We start from the raw sequence: 12,569 nt of genomic DNA, 5'->3' as shown, positions 1-12,569 counted from the left end.
TCGTGTACGGCGAGGGAGAAGCAGTCGTGAGTGTCGCCCCGGTGGAGATCGAACGGCCCGAGGTCGAGGGCCTGCCGGTGACGGAGCCGGACACTCCGTGGGTGACCATCGTCCACAACGACCCGGTCAACCTGATGAGTTACGTCCAGTACGTCTTCCAGGCCTACTTCGGCTACCCGAAGGACAAGGCCCGGCAGCTGATGATGGACGTGCACACCAAGGGCCGCGCCGTGGTCTCCAGCGGCACCCGCGAGGAGATGGAGCGCGACGTCCAGGCCATGCACGGCTACGGACTGTGGGCGACCCTCCAGCACGACTGATCCTCACCCTCCCCACCACCACACGAGAAGACGGGCTGATCGGAACTCATGGCTGGGTTGTTCGAGAGCGCGGGCGGCGGCAGTGCGGCGATCGCGCTGGACGAGTTCGAGGTCTCCATCCTGCGCACGCTCGAAGTGCAGATGCTGGAGCTGATCGGGCCTGGCCCGGGCGGCCAGAGCGAGGACCCGCTGGCGGCGCTGTTCGCCGAGGGGCCCACCGAGGCGCCGCAGGACCCGGCGCTGGCCCGGCTCTTCCCGGACGCCTACGGCGAGCCCGGCGAGCCGGCCGACGCGGACACCCGGGCCATGTCGGGCGAGTTCCGCCGCTACACCGAGGTGGACCTGCGGGCCCGCAAGCGCGAGGACGCGCTCGCGGTGGTCCACGCCCTGGACGGCCTCGGCGAGGACGGCGGGGTGCTGGAGATCGCGGGCGACGACTGCCGGCACTGGCTCGGCGCCTTCAACGACCTCCGGCTCACCCTGGGCAGCCGCCTGGAGGTCACCGAGGAGGACGAGCAGGGTCTCTACCGGCTGCCCGACACCGACGAGCGCAAGCCGCTGGTGATGGCCTACATCTGGCTCGGCGAACTCCAGGAGACGCTGTTGGAGGCGATGGCGGGCTGAGCCCGAGACCGTGCGGGCGGTGGCCGGCCCGCTGACGGCGGCTCTGCGGCCTTGGCCGCCAAGGGAGTTCGGCCCGCAGCCGGCCCGGCCCCGGCGGGCCTCGCGGGCGCCGTGCCGGAGCGCGACCCGACCTGCCCGCCCGGTCCGGGCGGGCGGCCGACCCGCCCTGGCTATCCTGACCGGATGCTGACCATCACCCGAGAACTGCGCGACGCGATCGTCGCCCACGCCCGCGCCGACCACCCGGACGAGGCCTGCGGTGTGATCGCCGGTCCGGAGGGCAGCGGACGGCCCGAGCGGTTCATCCCGATGCTCAACGCGGCCCGCTCGCCCACCTTCTACGAGTTCGACTCCGGCGACCTGCTCAAGCTCTACCGCGAGATGGACGACCGCGACGAGGAGCCGGTGGTGATCTACCACTCGCACACCGCCACCGAGGGCTACCCGTCCCGCACCGACGTCTCCTACGCCTCCGAGCCGGGCGCCCACTACGTGCTGGTGTCCACCGCCGACGGCAACGGCGACAGCGACCCGTACCAGTTCCGCTCGTTCCGCATCGTGGACGGCGTGATCACGGAGGAAGACGTGGACGTGGTGGAGGCGTACCCCGCATGACCGGAACCGGCACCGCCGGATCCCCCCGCCGGGCCCGTCGGCCCTGCGCGGCGCGCGGGCGGCGGGCCCGCGGCCTGCCCACGTCTCAGCATCGGATACGCCGACGACCGGATGCTGGGACGCGGCTGCCGGACGGGGCCCGGGAATCTATACGATGAGCCCATGCGTTCCGTCGATGTGAGCAACCAGGCCCCGGGCACCCGCCTCGTGGCGCGCCTGCACGTCGACCTGTGCCGGCTCGCCAGCGCGATCTGTCCCGGCACCGCCGACGCCCGCTGACTTCGGCACCACCCACCCCGGCAGCGCCGGGGCCCCACCCCTGCCGCGACCCGTGCGGCCCACCCGACTCACCTCCACAGGAGCGCAGCCATGGCCATCGAGGTCCGCATCCCGACCATCCTCCGTACCTACACCGACGGCGCCAAGGCCGTCGAGGGCGCCGGCGCCAACCTCGGGGAGCTCTTCACCGACCTCGACGCCCGCCACCCGGGCATCGCCGAGCGCCTGCTCGACGCCGGCGAGCTGCGCCGCTTCGTCAACGTCTACCTGAACGACGAGGACGTCCGCTTCCTGGACGGCATCGCCACCGCCGTCGCCGACGGCGACAGCGTCACCATCCTGCCGGCCGTGGCCGGCGGCGCCCGCTGAGCCGCCGCTCCATGCGCTACGACAGCCCGATCGAAGCGGTCGGCAACACCCCGCTGGTCCGGCTCCCCCGGATCTCCGCCGCCGTCCCCGGCAACACCGACGGGCTGGTCACGCTCTGGGCCAAGCTGGAGGACCGCAACCCGACCGGCTCGATCAAGGACCGCCCGGCCCTGCACATGATCGAGCGGGCGGAGGCCGACGGCCGGCTCACGCCCGGCTGCACCATCCTGGAGCCCACCAGCGGCAACACCGGCATCTCGCTGGCCATGGCCGCCAAGCTCAAGGGCTACCGGATGGTCTGCGTGATGCCGGAGAACACCAGCGAGGAGCGCCGCGAGCTGCTCCGGATGTGGGGCGCGGAGATCATCCCGTCGCCCGCCGCGGGCGGCTCCAACACCGCCGTCCGGATCGCCAAGGAGATCGCGGCCGAGCACCCCGACTGGGTCATGCTCTACCAGTACGGCAACCCGGACAACGCCGGCGCCCACTACCGGGGCACCGGCCCGGAGATCCTCGCCGACCTGCCGGAGATCACCCACTTCGTCGCCGGGCTGGGCACCACCGGCACCCTGATGGGCGTCGGCCGCTTCCTGCGCGAGAAGGTCCCGGACGTCCAGATCGTCGCCGCCGAGCCGCGCTACGACGACCTGGTCTACGGCCTGCGCAACCTGGACGAGGGCTTCGTGCCCGAGCTGTACGACGCCGAGGTGCTCACCACCCGGTTCTCGGTGGGCTCCGCCGACGCGGTGCGGCGCACCCGGGAGCTCCTCCAGCAGGAGGGGATCTTCGCGGGCGTCTCCACCGGCGCGATCCTGCACGCCGCGATCGGCGTCGGCCGCAAGGCGGCCCTGGGGGGCCGGCGCGCCGACGTGGTCTTCGTGGTCGCGGACGGCGGCTGGAAGTACCTGTCCACCGGCATCTACACCGCCGAGTCCACCGAGGCGGCGGTCGAGGCACTGCAGGGCCAGCTCTGGGCCTGACCGCCGGCCCGAGGACACGACGGCGCCGCACCCAGCCGGGGGCGGCGCCGTCGCCGTGTCCGGTACCGGGCCCGCCGGTGTCCGGGGCCGGGCCGGGCGCCGTCAGTGCCGGGCCCGGCGGACCACCTCGGCCCAGACCTGGTCCCCGACCGGGCCGACCCGGCGGCGGAAGTCCGCCAGTGGCACCTCGCGCAGCTCGTCCGGCTCCAGCCAGCTCGCCCGCCCGTGCCGGTCGCCCACCGAGCCGGGCGGCAGCCGCAGCACCCCCGGCCGCTCGGCTCGGTGCCGGGTGGTGATCTTCGCGACCAGCGCCGTCCGCGGCCGCACCCGCAGCACCAGGCAGGGCCGGTCCTTGGCCCCCGGGCCGTCCTCGAACGGCACCGTGGCCCACCAGATCTCCCGCGGAACGGGTCGGCCGGACGCCGGCAGCGGCCGGGGGGCCGGCCGTGCCGCCGCGGTACGGGTGCGGCGGCGCCACCACCGGGCCACCAGCAGCGCCGCCGCCAGCAGCGCCGCCACCAGCAGCGCCGCCGCCACCGCGGCCGCGCCGCCCAGCACGGCGAGGGCCAGTGAGCTGTCCATCCGCCGACCGTACCCGGCCCGGCGGTCCGTTGTGACAACCGATGATTTGTCCGTTCTGTGCTCCTGATTCGTCACGGAACGACCACAGCGTCCGATCTGCTCCGAAGATCCCCGTTGGGACCGAAAAGGTGAAGCGACGGCCCGAGCCCAGCCTCGGGACCTCCGCCCGAAGGTGGTCCAGATGAGTCCAAGCAGCAGCGACCTGTGGTCCTATGCCGAGATCGCCCGCCACATCAACGTCCAGTCCGAGACCGTCCGCAACTACCGCCGCCACGGCCTGCTCCCGGCGCCCGACCTGACGGACGGCAACGGCCACCCCCGCTGGTACCCCGACACCATCAGGGCCTGGGCGCGCAACCGCCCCCGGCACCGCTGACCCCCCGTCGAACGCCCGCCCCCGTCCCTTGCCCGTTCTGGTGATTCCAGCCACAGCGCGGCACGGGGACGGGGGCAAAGTGCCGTCCGGCCCTTACCCTCGACACGCAAAGGCCGTGCCGGTGCAGATGATGCGGACGGCTGCGGACCATGACCATCGGGGCGGAGGGGCTCGGCATGAAACTGACCGTGGTGGGGTGCTCGGGGAGTTTCCCGTCCGCCGACTCGCCGTGCTCCAGCTACCTGGTGGAGGCCGACGGTTACCGCGCCGTCCTGGACCTCGGCAACGGCGCCCTCGGCGCCCTGCAGAACTACTGCGGCCTGTACGAGGTCGACGCCGTGCTGCTCAGCCACCTGCACGCCGACCACTGCGTCGACCTGTGCGCGTACTGGGTCGCCCGCAACTACCGGGTGGAGGGCTGCCCCGAACCGGTGCCCGTGTACGGGCCCGCCGGCACCCCCGAACGGCTCGCCCGCGCCTACGACATGCCCGAGGAACCGGGCATGACCGAGGTCTTCGAGTTCCGCACCCTGAAGCCCGGGAGCTTCGACCTCGGCCCGCTGCGGATCACCGTCATCCAGGTCAACCACCCGGTCGAGGCCTACGCCTTCAGGATCGAGCACGGCGGCCACTCGATCGTCTACTCCGGCGACACCGGTGAGAGCGCCGACCTGGTCGAGCTGGCCGCCGGCGCCGACCTCTTCCTCTGCGAGGCCGCCTACACCGACGGCAAGGACACCTACCAGGCCGTCCACCTCAACGGCCGGGAGGCCGGCGAACACGCCACCGCCGCGGGCGTCCGGCGGCTGGTCCTCACCCACATCCCGCCGTGGACCGACGCCGAGCGCAACCTCCGGGACGCCCGGGCCGCCTACCGCGGTCCGGTGGAGCTCGCCAGACCCGGCGCGGTCTACCAGTTCTGACCGACCGGGCGGTTGCCACCCGCCGTGCTCAACGCGGGGGCGCAGAAGGCGAGTCGAGCTCCCCGCGATGACCGCCCGACCCGGTTCGGCCGGACTCCTCCGCCACCTCCACCACGACCAGGGTGCCCCGGCTGCCCGGGCGGACGGCGTGCGCGGTGCCGGGCGGCACCAGGAACAGCCCTCCCGGCCCGACCGAGACCGGATGCCCGTCGACCGTCAGCTCCAGCCGGCCGTCCAGGACCAGCAGGGCCTCGGCGGCGGCGTGCCGCTCCTCCCCGACCGGCAGCTCGTCCATCCGCAGGACCTTCACCGCGGCCGTGCCCACCCGGCCGAGCGGCCGGGAGCGCCAGGCCCGCGGCAGGCCGTCCGCCGTTCCCACCAGGTCGATGGCATGCATGAGGAGCCCCTCTCGGGCGTCGGGATCAAGGAATGCCCCGAACGCTACCGGGCGCGCACCGGCCATTGGTCGACCGTTCGGCAAAATCCTCGGCCCGGCCCCGGACGTGCCGGTGCCCCGCCGCGGGGGAGTGCGGCGGGGCACCGGGTGAGCGGCCGGGGATCAGGCCTTGGTCACGTCCTCGATCTCCTCGTCGCTCTCGCGGCCGGGGGTCTTGAGGTCGAACCTGATGATCGCGAAGCGGAAGACCGCGTAGTAGATCGCGGCGAAGACCAGGCCGATCGGGATGATCAGCCACGGCTTGGTGGCCAGGTGCCAGTTGATCACGTAGTCGATCAGGCCGGCCGAGAAGCTGAAGCCGTCGTGGACCCCGAGGGCCCAGGTGACGGCCATCGACAGCGCGGTCAGCACGGCGTGGATGGCGTAGAGCACCGGGGCGATGAACAGGAAGGTGAACTCGATCGGCTCGGTCACACCGGTGACGATGCTGGTCAGCGCGAGCGAGGTCATCATGCCGAGGACGACCTTGCGGCGCTCCGGGCGGGCGGCGTGCGCGATGGCCAGCGCGGCGGCGGGCAGCGCGAACATCATGATCGGGAAGAAGCCGGACTGGAACTGCCCGGCGGTCGGGTCGCCGGCCAGGAAGCGGTTGATGTCGCCGGTGGCGACCTTGCCGGTCGCGTCGGTGAAGCTGCCGGTCTGGAACCACGCGTAGGTGTTGACGAACTGGTGCATGCCGATCGGGATCAGCGCGCGGTTGACCAGGCCGAAGATGCCCGCGCCGACGGCGCCCGCGCCGACCAGCTTGTCGTTGCCGCCGGAGATGAGGTCGCCGATCGGGCCCCAGCAGAGGCCGAACAGGATGCCGAGGCCGGTGCCGACGAAGGCCATGATGATCGGGACGAGCCGGCGGCCGTTGAAGAAGCCGAGCCAGTCGACCAGCTTGGTGCGGTGGTACTTCTGCCACAGGACGGCGGCGAGCAGGCCGACCACGACACCCCCGAGCACGCCGGGGTTCTGCGGCTTGCCGGCCGGGAGTGCGGCGGTGACGGTCCCCTCGGCCGGGAACACCGTCAGCACCTGCTTGAAGACCAGGTAGCCGACCAGCGCGGCCAGCGCCGTCGAGCCGTCGGCCTTCTTGGCGAAGCCGATCGCCACGCCGACGCAGAACAGCAGCGGCAGGTTGTCCAGCACCGCGCCACCGGCGGCGCCGAACACCTGGACCAGCTTGGCGGGGAAGTGCCAGTTGGTCTGGACGTCCGGCTGGCCCAGACGGGCCAGGATGCCCGCGGCCGGGAGGACCGCGATCGGCAGCTGGAGGCTGCGGCCGACCTTCTGCAGGCCGGGAAGGATTCCGGAGCCGAACTTCTTTCCCGGCTTGGGCGCGGCGGCGGGCGCCGGTGCCTGCGTGGTCGTACTCATGGGGGTGGTTCCTCACGACAGGGCGGGTCGGACGTCAGGTGGAGCGTCGGGGGCCGACTCGCAAACTGGTCTACACCACTAGTGGTGTAGACCAGTTTTCTAACACGTGCCGACAGGGCGGGGAACCCCGGAAAGCCGTGCAGGTGGGAAGCGCTATGAAATCGAAACCTATTTGTGGATCGGCGATCTTCACTACCCGCGGGAGCCGGGGATTTGGCGAGTCACGCAACAAAAGCCGCCACCCCCGGCCACCCGGGCCACCCCGGCCGCCGGGCGGCGGCGGCAGGGTGACGGCGGAGTGACGGTGGGCGTGCGGTGGGCGTGCGGTGGGCGTGCGGTGGGCGCGCCGGGCGTGACGGTCAGGCCTTGGTGACGTCCTCGACGTCCTCGTCGTCCTCGCGGCCCGGTGTCTTGATGTTGAACTTCACGATCGCGAAGCGGAAGACCGCGTAGTAGACCACCGCGAAGCACAGGCCGATCGGAATGATCAGCCACGGCTTGGTGGCGAGGTTCCAGTTGAGCGCGTAGTCGATCAGGCCGGCCGAGAAGGCGAAGCCGTCGTGCACGCCCAGCCCCCAGGTGACGGCCATCGAGGCGCCGGTGAGCAGCGCGTGCACGGCGAACAGCGCGGGGGCGATGTAGGCGAAGGAGTACTCGATGGGCTCGGTGATGCCGGTCACGCAGGAGGTCAGCGCGACCGAGGTCATCAGGCCGTAGATCTCCTTGCGGCGGTGCGGTTTGGCGGAGTGCGCGATGGCCAGCGCGGCGGCGGGCAGCGCGAACATCATGATCGGGAAGAAGCCGGACATGAACTGGCCGGCCGTCGGGTCACCGGCCAGGAATCGGGCGATGTCGCCGTGCGCCTCGGTGCCGTCCGGCTTGACGTAGGTGCCGAACTGGAACCACGGGAAGAAGTTCAGCAACTGGTGCATGCCGATCAGCAGCAGCGCCCGGTTGGCGAGGCCGAACAGTCCGGATCCGGTCGAGCCGAGGTCCGCCAGCCACTTGGAGAACGACTCCAGCGCGTCGCCCACCGGCGGCCAGACCCACAGGCAGAGCGCGGCGAAGACCAGGCCGGCCAGGGACGTGATCATCGGGACCAGCCGGCGGCCGTTGAAGAACCCCAGCCAGTCGACCAGTCGGGTGCGGTGGAAGCGGACCCAGAGCCAGGCGGACATCAGGCCCATCAGGATGCCGCCGAGGACGCCCGGGTTCTGGAAGCCGACGTTCGAGGCGGTCCGCTTGGCGTAGTCCACGCACTGGCTGCCCGCGATGACACCCTGGCAGGAGCTGAGGTCGGGAAAGGCCTGGAGCACCTTGTAGTAGACCAGGAAGCCCGCCACCGCGGCCAGCGCGGTCGAGCCGTCCGCCTTCTTCGCCATGCCGATCGCGACCCCGACGCAGAACAGCAGCGGCAGGCCGAGCGAGCCGTCCAGCAGGGCCGACCCGGCGGCGGCGAAGGCCTTCGCCACGTTGTCCCAGCCGAGACCGTCGGCGCCGAGCAGGTCCGGCTGGCCGAACCGGACCAGGATGCCGGCCGCGGGGAGGACCGCCACGGGGAGCTGGAGGCTGCGGCCCATCTTCTGCAGGCCGCCGTAGAACGTCTGCCACCAGGGGCTCCGCGGGACGGTGGTGCCGGCCGAGCTCATGGTCGTCCTCCGGGTGCCGTGGCCGCTGCGGTCTGGTCGGGGTCGGTCTGGTCGGTCGGTCGGGGGCGGGTCGGGCTGGTCGGTCGGTCGGGGTCGGGCCGGTCGGGGTCGGGCCGGCCGGTCGTTCGGGGAACGCGGGCGAGGTGTCCCGCGTTGTCCGGAGTGCACTTAAGATTGGTGTAGACCACTTTTCGGGCGGGACGGGACGGCCGCGCCGGAACCCGGATGCCGGTGATCGCCATCCTCGGTTCACCGCCCCGGGCATGCGCGCCGGGGTAGCCCAAAAGTGGACTAACGTGGCATATCGTCCGGAGGCGGGTGATGCTTGACGCGCTGTTTCGACGACGCGCCAGCTGATCACGCGTCATCATCATCTCCGGCAGCGCCCACCGCACACCGCAGTACGGCCACCGGCGACACCCCGCCGAGGCGCCGAGACAGAGTGGAGAAAGACATGGCCAGCAAGGCTGAGAAGATCGTCGCCGGTCTCGGCGGAATCGAGAACATCGAAGAGGTCGAGGGCTGCATCACCCGCCTGCGCACCGAGGTCATCGACCCCAGCAAGGTCGACGAGGCCGCCCTCAAGGCCGCCGGCGCCCACGGCGTGGTCAAGATGGGCACCGCGATCCAGGTCGTCATCGGCACCGACGCCGACCCGATCGCCGCCGACATCGAGGACATGATGTGAGCTGAGCCACCGCTCACCGGCGCCACGGCCCGCCGCCCCGCCGGGGCAGGCGGGCCGACGCGTCCCGCGAGCCACTACGCTCGTTACCCATGTCACGCATTGACGGCCGCACCCCCGACCAGCTCCGCCCCATCACCATCGAGCGGGGCTGGAGCAAGCACGCCGAAGGATCCGTCCTCGTCTCGTACGGCGACACCAAGGTGCTCTGCACCGCCAGCGTCACCGAAGGCGTCCCCCGCTGGCGCAAGGGCAGCGGCGAGGGCTGGGTCACCGCCGAGTACTCCATGCTCCCGCGCGCCACCAACACCCGCGGCGACCGCGAGTCCGTCCGCGGCAAGATCGGCGGCCGCACCCACGAGATCAGCCGCCTGATCGGCCGCTCGCTGCGCGCCGTCATCGACCACCGCGCCCTCGCCGAGAACACCTTCGTCCTGGACTGCGACGTCCTCCAGGCCGACGGCGGCACCCGCACCGCCGCCATCACCGGCGCCTACGTCGCCCTCGTAGACGCCGTCTCCTGGGCCCGCGACAAGAAGATCCTCCGGGCCAAGGGCCAGCCCATCACCGGCGGCGTCAGCGCGGTGAGCGTCGGCATCATCGACGGCGTCCCGATGCTGGACCTCCGGTACGAGGAGGACGTCCGCGCCGAGACCGACATGAACATCGTCTGCACCTCCGACGGCCGCTTCGTCGAGGTCCAGGGCACCGCCGAGGGCGCGCCCTTCGACCGCGACCTGCTCAACCAGCTGCTCGACCTCGGCACCCTCGGCTGCGCCGAGCTCGACGAGATCCAGCGCAAGGTCCTCGAAGGCTGACACCGCGGACCTGACCGGGCATCGGCCCGGCCGGCGGGAACTCCCGTCCGGCCGGGCCGACGGCCTTCCCGGGACCGGCGGGAGACGTCCCCGGCCGCGGGCCGGCGCAACCGAACCACCCGGCCCGCACGTCCTTGTGGGTGCCGTCACCGACGGATGCTGTACACGCCGCCGGCCCAGCCCGTAGCGTGCCAGGCAGACACCCGGAGCCGACCGAAGGACCGCGATGCCGCAGCCGCCCAGCATCAACCGCCCCACCGTGCTCGCCGTGGCCGCCCTCGCCCTCATCCTCCCGCTCAGCGCGGTCAGCTGCTCCGCGGCGCAGAAGGCGATCGACTGCGGCAACACCGCGATCACCATCACCAACGACATCTCCAACGTCTCCAGTGCCTTCAACAACGCCGGCAACGACCCGACCGCGGCCGGGCAGGCCATGCAGCAGCTCAAGAACGACATCGACAAGCTCGGCCGCAACTCCAGCGACACCGACGTCAGCAAGGCCCTGACGGACCTGCAGACCCAGGTCCAGAACGTCCAACAGGCCGTCGACAACAAGCAGGTCCCCGACCTCAAGCCGCTCGGTGACGCCGCCGGCAACCTCAGCAAGGCCTGCACCGGCTGACCCGAGGGCGCACCCCCCAAGTCCTGTCCTAGGCTGGGCGCCATGACTAGCCGACGCCTCGTCCTCGCCACCCGCAACCAGCACAAGGTCGCGGAGCTGCGCGACATCCTCGGCGCCGCCGGGCTGGACGTCGACCTGGTCGGCGCCGACGCCTACCCCGAGATCCCCGACGTCCGCGAGACCGGCGTCACCTTCGCCGAGAACGCCCTGCTGAAGGCGCACGCCCTGGCCCGGGCCACCGGGCTGCCCGCGGTCGCCGACGACTCCGGCCTGTGCGTCGACGTGCTCGGCGGCGCACCCGGCATCTTCTCCGCCCGCTGGGCCGGCAAGCACGGCGACGACCGCGCCAACCTCGACCTGCTGCTCGCCCAGCTCGGCGACATCTCCGACCCGCACCGCGGCGCGCACTTCGCCTGCGCCGCCGCGCTCGCCCTGCCGGACGGCACCGAGCGCGTGGTGGAGGGGCGGCTGCGGGGCACCCTGCGGACGGCCCCGGCGGGCGACGGCGGCTTCGGCTACGACCCGATCCTCCAGCCGCTCGGCGAGACCAGGACCTGCGCCCAGCTCACGCCCGCCGAGAAGAACGCCATCAGCCACCGCGGCGAGGCCTTCCGCGGACTCGGCCCGGTCATCCGCGAGCTGCTCGGCTGACGGCGAAGGGCCCGCCCGGAGATCGACTCCGGGCGGGCCCTGGGCGGTGCGGCCGAAGGGATTCGAACCCTCAAGCCCTCACGGGCCAACGGACCTAAACCGTTTGCGTCGCCATTGCGCCACGGCCGCCTGCGCTGCTGCCTTCATGCTACTCGGCCGATCGCGGGGAAGGCACCTGCGTTCCCACCGGCCGCGACGGTCGCCCGGCGGGTGTGCCGCAGGTCACCCGGGTGCCCGGTGGCCACGGTTGCGCCCGCAGTAGGTGGGGGTGACGGAGTGGCAGTTGGGGCACACCAGGCGCAGATTTCCGGCCCGGTTGTCGAGCGGGTCGCCGTTGACGTGGTCGACCTCCAGGGTCATCGGCCGCCCGAGCCAGGTCGGCGGCGTCCCGCAGAGCTCGCAGCTCTCCGGCCGGCCGAGGTGGAGCAGCGCCGCGCGCAGCCGGCCGCCGGGGGTGCGGTCGCTGCCCGGTGGCAGCCGTACGAGAAGCTCCTCGGGCCTGCGCCGCGGGCCGGTCCTGCGGCCGCGCGTGTGGGCCTGCCCGGTGAAGTGGGCGGTGTCGATCGCGTGCGCGGCGATGCTGCGCTGCACCAGCCGGCGTGCCGCGTTGGTCTCGGGCAGCCCCATCGCGCGCACGACCGCCACGACGCTGCGGTGCTCCGCCACCGCCCGTCGGAGGGCCGGCCCGGGCAGCGGAGCGGCATCGCAGAGGCGGGTCCGGGGGAAGTGCGAGGTGTCGATCCCGTAGTGCTTCAGCCGGCGGCTCAGGTAGGCGTGGGTGCCGCCGGCCATCGGCACTCCGAGCCGGCGCATCAGGTCGTTCACGCTGGCGGACACGGCGGCCAGTTCGGTGAGCAGCTCGCGGGTGTACCTGACGGACATGGTGGATCCTCCCGCTTCGGGCCGTCGGGGTGCCCGTCCCCCGTGCAGGTACGAACGAGCGGTGGGCCGCAGGGGTTCGGGGTGGGCGCAGCGGGTGGGGGTGGTGGGGTGCGGGAGGGGCGCGGGCGTGTCGGTTCACTGCTGATTGGTACAGACCTATTGACCTATGTGGTTCAGACCACATAGCTTCGGCGCACTCCGCGGTGCGCCGGGCCGAACAGTTGACGGGCCGTCGCACGGCGGGGTGCAAACCTCCCCCACAGGCGCGTCCCCACAGCGCGTCCGACACTCTCTCCTGGAGGACCGAGTGTTGATCCGAAACACGACGGCGCAGCGTCCCACCGCCGCGGGCCGTCGCAAGAGCCCCGGCGGGCG

Annotated in this window: 17 protein-coding genes and 1 tRNA gene; 12 read left to right on the top strand and 6 right to left on the bottom strand. The window is 72.2% G+C overall.

All coding sequences use genetic code 11. From position 1 onward, the window contains the following. Positions 1–26: 26 nt before the first annotated feature. The 6 genes from clpS (at position 27) to ACIOFR_RS20115 (ending at position 3,187) form a co-directional block, all read left to right on the top strand. Positions 27–320 carry an ATP-dependent Clp protease adapter ClpS gene (gene clpS / locus ACIOFR_RS20140; protein ID WP_033821648.1) on the top strand — a complete coding sequence of 98 codons (294 nt, stop codon included), beginning with the start codon at positions 27–29 and terminating at the stop codon, positions 318–320. Between the two features lie 48 nt (positions 321–368). Beyond that, positions 369–944 carry a DUF2017 domain-containing protein gene (locus tag ACIOFR_RS20135; RefSeq protein WP_400999061.1) on the top strand — a complete coding sequence of 192 codons (576 nt, stop codon included), beginning with the start codon at positions 369–371 and terminating at the stop codon, positions 942–944. A 183-nt stretch (positions 945–1,127) separates the two neighbouring features. Next, positions 1,128–1,559 (top strand): Mov34/MPN/PAD-1 family protein, encoded by a 432-nt coding sequence (locus tag ACIOFR_RS20130; RefSeq protein WP_400999059.1) that lies wholly within the window; start codon positions 1,128–1,130, stop codon positions 1,557–1,559. Positions 1,560–1,721: 162 nt separating this feature from the next. Then, positions 1,722–1,838, top strand: coding sequence for a putative leader peptide (locus ACIOFR_RS20125; RefSeq protein WP_354640698.1), 117 nt, complete (start codon positions 1,722–1,724; stop codon positions 1,836–1,838). A gap of 90 nt (positions 1,839–1,928) precedes the next feature. After that, entirely contained in the window at positions 1,929–2,207 is a 279-nt protein-coding gene (locus ACIOFR_RS20120; protein ID WP_371497263.1) for a MoaD/ThiS family protein, read from the top strand. Between the two features lie 11 nt (positions 2,208–2,218). Then, complete coding sequence (locus ACIOFR_RS20115; protein ID WP_400999056.1) at positions 2,219–3,187, top strand: PLP-dependent cysteine synthase family protein; 969 nt, start codon at positions 2,219–2,221, stop codon at positions 3,185–3,187. A gap of 102 nt (positions 3,188–3,289) precedes the next feature. On the opposite strand, the gene ACIOFR_RS20110 is transcribed toward ACIOFR_RS20115, so the two are convergent. Beyond that, positions 3,290–3,769: a type II toxin-antitoxin system PemK/MazF family toxin gene (locus ACIOFR_RS20110; RefSeq protein ID WP_400999054.1), complete on the bottom strand. Its 480-nt coding sequence runs from the start codon at positions 3,767–3,769 to the stop codon at positions 3,290–3,292. 181 nt (positions 3,770–3,950) lie between these two features. On the opposite strand from ACIOFR_RS20110, the gene ACIOFR_RS20105 reads away from it, so the two are divergent. Both ACIOFR_RS20105 and ACIOFR_RS20100 read left to right on the top strand, forming a co-directional pair. After that, complete coding sequence (locus ACIOFR_RS20105) at positions 3,951–4,145, top strand: helix-turn-helix transcriptional regulator (RefSeq protein ID WP_400999052.1); 195 nt, start codon at positions 3,951–3,953, stop codon at positions 4,143–4,145. Positions 4,146–4,321: 176 nt separating this feature from the next. Continuing rightward, a complete protein-coding gene (locus ACIOFR_RS20100; protein ID WP_400999050.1) occupies positions 4,322–5,068 on the top strand; it encodes an MBL fold metallo-hydrolase in 747 nt (248 codons plus the stop codon). A 28-nt stretch (positions 5,069–5,096) separates the two neighbouring features. Here ACIOFR_RS20100 and ACIOFR_RS20095 read toward each other — a convergent pair whose 3' ends face one another. From ACIOFR_RS20095 to ACIOFR_RS20085, 3 genes are all read right to left on the bottom strand, one after another. Next, complete coding sequence (locus ACIOFR_RS20095) at positions 5,097–5,465, bottom strand: cupin domain-containing protein (protein ID WP_400999047.1); 369 nt, start codon at positions 5,463–5,465, stop codon at positions 5,097–5,099. A 162-nt stretch (positions 5,466–5,627) separates the two neighbouring features. After that, positions 5,628–6,887: a PTS transporter subunit EIIC gene (locus ACIOFR_RS20090; protein WP_400999045.1), complete on the bottom strand. Its 1,260-nt coding sequence runs from the start codon at positions 6,885–6,887 to the stop codon at positions 5,628–5,630. 359 nt (positions 6,888–7,246) lie between these two features. Continuing rightward, positions 7,247–8,536 (bottom strand): PTS transporter subunit EIIC, encoded by a 1,290-nt coding sequence (locus ACIOFR_RS20085; RefSeq protein ID WP_400999042.1) that lies wholly within the window; start codon positions 8,534–8,536, stop codon positions 7,247–7,249. Between the two features lie 454 nt (positions 8,537–8,990). Between ACIOFR_RS20085 and ACIOFR_RS20080 the strand changes: the two genes are divergently transcribed. The 4 genes from ACIOFR_RS20080 to rdgB all read left to right on the top strand — a co-directional run bounded on the left by ACIOFR_RS20080 (position 8,991) and on the right by rdgB (position 11,312). Beyond that, on the top strand, positions 8,991–9,224 hold the full coding sequence (locus tag ACIOFR_RS20080; protein ID WP_018517946.1) for a glucose PTS transporter subunit EIIB: 234 nt from the start codon (positions 8,991–8,993) through the stop codon (positions 9,222–9,224). Between the two features lie 89 nt (positions 9,225–9,313). Next, positions 9,314–10,039, top strand: a complete 726-nt coding sequence (gene rph / locus ACIOFR_RS20075) for a ribonuclease PH (protein WP_371497255.1) — start codon at positions 9,314–9,316, stop codon at positions 10,037–10,039. Between the two features lie 226 nt (positions 10,040–10,265). After that, positions 10,266–10,661 carry a hypothetical protein gene (locus tag ACIOFR_RS20070; RefSeq protein WP_400999037.1) on the top strand — a complete coding sequence of 132 codons (396 nt, stop codon included), beginning with the start codon at positions 10,266–10,268 and terminating at the stop codon, positions 10,659–10,661. Between the two features lie 42 nt (positions 10,662–10,703). After that, on the top strand, positions 10,704–11,312 hold the full coding sequence (rdgB, locus tag ACIOFR_RS20065) for an RdgB/HAM1 family non-canonical purine NTP pyrophosphatase (RefSeq protein WP_400999034.1): 609 nt from the start codon (positions 10,704–10,706) through the stop codon (positions 11,310–11,312). A 47-nt stretch (positions 11,313–11,359) separates the two neighbouring features. Here rdgB and ACIOFR_RS20060 read toward each other — a convergent pair. Next, positions 11,360–11,441: transfer RNA gene (locus ACIOFR_RS20060), tRNA-Leu, on the bottom strand. Positions 11,442–11,534: 93 nt separating this feature from the next. Next, positions 11,535–12,194 (bottom strand): HNH endonuclease, encoded by a 660-nt coding sequence (locus tag ACIOFR_RS20055; protein WP_400999031.1) that lies wholly within the window; start codon positions 12,192–12,194, stop codon positions 11,535–11,537. Between the last annotated feature and the right edge of the window lie 375 nt (positions 12,195–12,569).

Origin of the sequence: Kitasatospora sp. NPDC088346 (assembly GCF_044740765.1) — a bacterium.
GTDB lineage: Bacteria > Actinomycetota > Actinomycetes > Streptomycetales > Streptomycetaceae > Kitasatospora.
The sequence above is the reverse complement of the archived record's forward strand: the minus strand, read 5'-3'. Positions and strand labels throughout refer to the sequence as shown.

What these genes read in the sequence shown, in the direction of transcription:
- ACIOFR_RS20100 (WP_400999050.1), top strand. Translation starts at nt 4,322, where the DNA reads ATGAAACTGACCGTGGTGGGGTGCTCGGGGAGTTTCCCGTCCGCCGAC.
- ACIOFR_RS20085 (WP_400999042.1), bottom strand. Translation starts at nt 8,536, where the DNA reads ATGAGCTCGGCCGGCACCACCGTCCCGCGGAGCCCCTGGTGGCAGACG.
- ACIOFR_RS20130 (WP_400999059.1), top strand. Translation starts at nt 1,128, where the DNA reads ATGCTGACCATCACCCGAGAACTGCGCGACGCGATCGTCGCCCACGCC.
- ACIOFR_RS20090 (WP_400999045.1), bottom strand. Translation starts at nt 6,887, where the DNA reads ATGAGTACGACCACGCAGGCACCGGCGCCCGCCGCCGCGCCCAAGCCG.
- ACIOFR_RS20105 (WP_400999052.1), top strand. Translation starts at nt 3,951, where the DNA reads ATGAGTCCAAGCAGCAGCGACCTGTGGTCCTATGCCGAGATCGCCCGC.
- rdgB (WP_400999034.1), top strand. Translation starts at nt 10,704, where the DNA reads ATGACTAGCCGACGCCTCGTCCTCGCCACCCGCAACCAGCACAAGGTC.
- ACIOFR_RS20120 (WP_371497263.1), top strand. Translation starts at nt 1,929, where the DNA reads ATGGCCATCGAGGTCCGCATCCCGACCATCCTCCGTACCTACACCGAC.
- ACIOFR_RS20110 (WP_400999054.1), bottom strand. Translation starts at nt 3,769, where the DNA reads ATGGACAGCTCACTGGCCCTCGCCGTGCTGGGCGGCGCGGCCGCGGTG.
- ACIOFR_RS20080 (WP_018517946.1), top strand. Translation starts at nt 8,991, where the DNA reads ATGGCCAGCAAGGCTGAGAAGATCGTCGCCGGTCTCGGCGGAATCGAG.
- ACIOFR_RS20070 (WP_400999037.1), top strand. Translation starts at nt 10,266, where the DNA reads ATGCCGCAGCCGCCCAGCATCAACCGCCCCACCGTGCTCGCCGTGGCC.
- ACIOFR_RS20125 (WP_354640698.1), top strand. Translation starts at nt 1,722, where the DNA reads ATGCGTTCCGTCGATGTGAGCAACCAGGCCCCGGGCACCCGCCTCGTG.
- ACIOFR_RS20095 (WP_400999047.1), bottom strand. Translation starts at nt 5,465, where the DNA reads ATGCATGCCATCGACCTGGTGGGAACGGCGGACGGCCTGCCGCGGGCC.
- ACIOFR_RS20135 (WP_400999061.1), top strand. Translation starts at nt 369, where the DNA reads ATGGCTGGGTTGTTCGAGAGCGCGGGCGGCGGCAGTGCGGCGATCGCG.
- rph (WP_371497255.1), top strand. Translation starts at nt 9,314, where the DNA reads ATGTCACGCATTGACGGCCGCACCCCCGACCAGCTCCGCCCCATCACC.
- ACIOFR_RS20055 (WP_400999031.1), bottom strand. Translation starts at nt 12,194, where the DNA reads ATGTCCGTCAGGTACACCCGCGAGCTGCTCACCGAACTGGCCGCCGTG.
- ACIOFR_RS20115 (WP_400999056.1), top strand. Translation starts at nt 2,219, where the DNA reads ATGCGCTACGACAGCCCGATCGAAGCGGTCGGCAACACCCCGCTGGTC.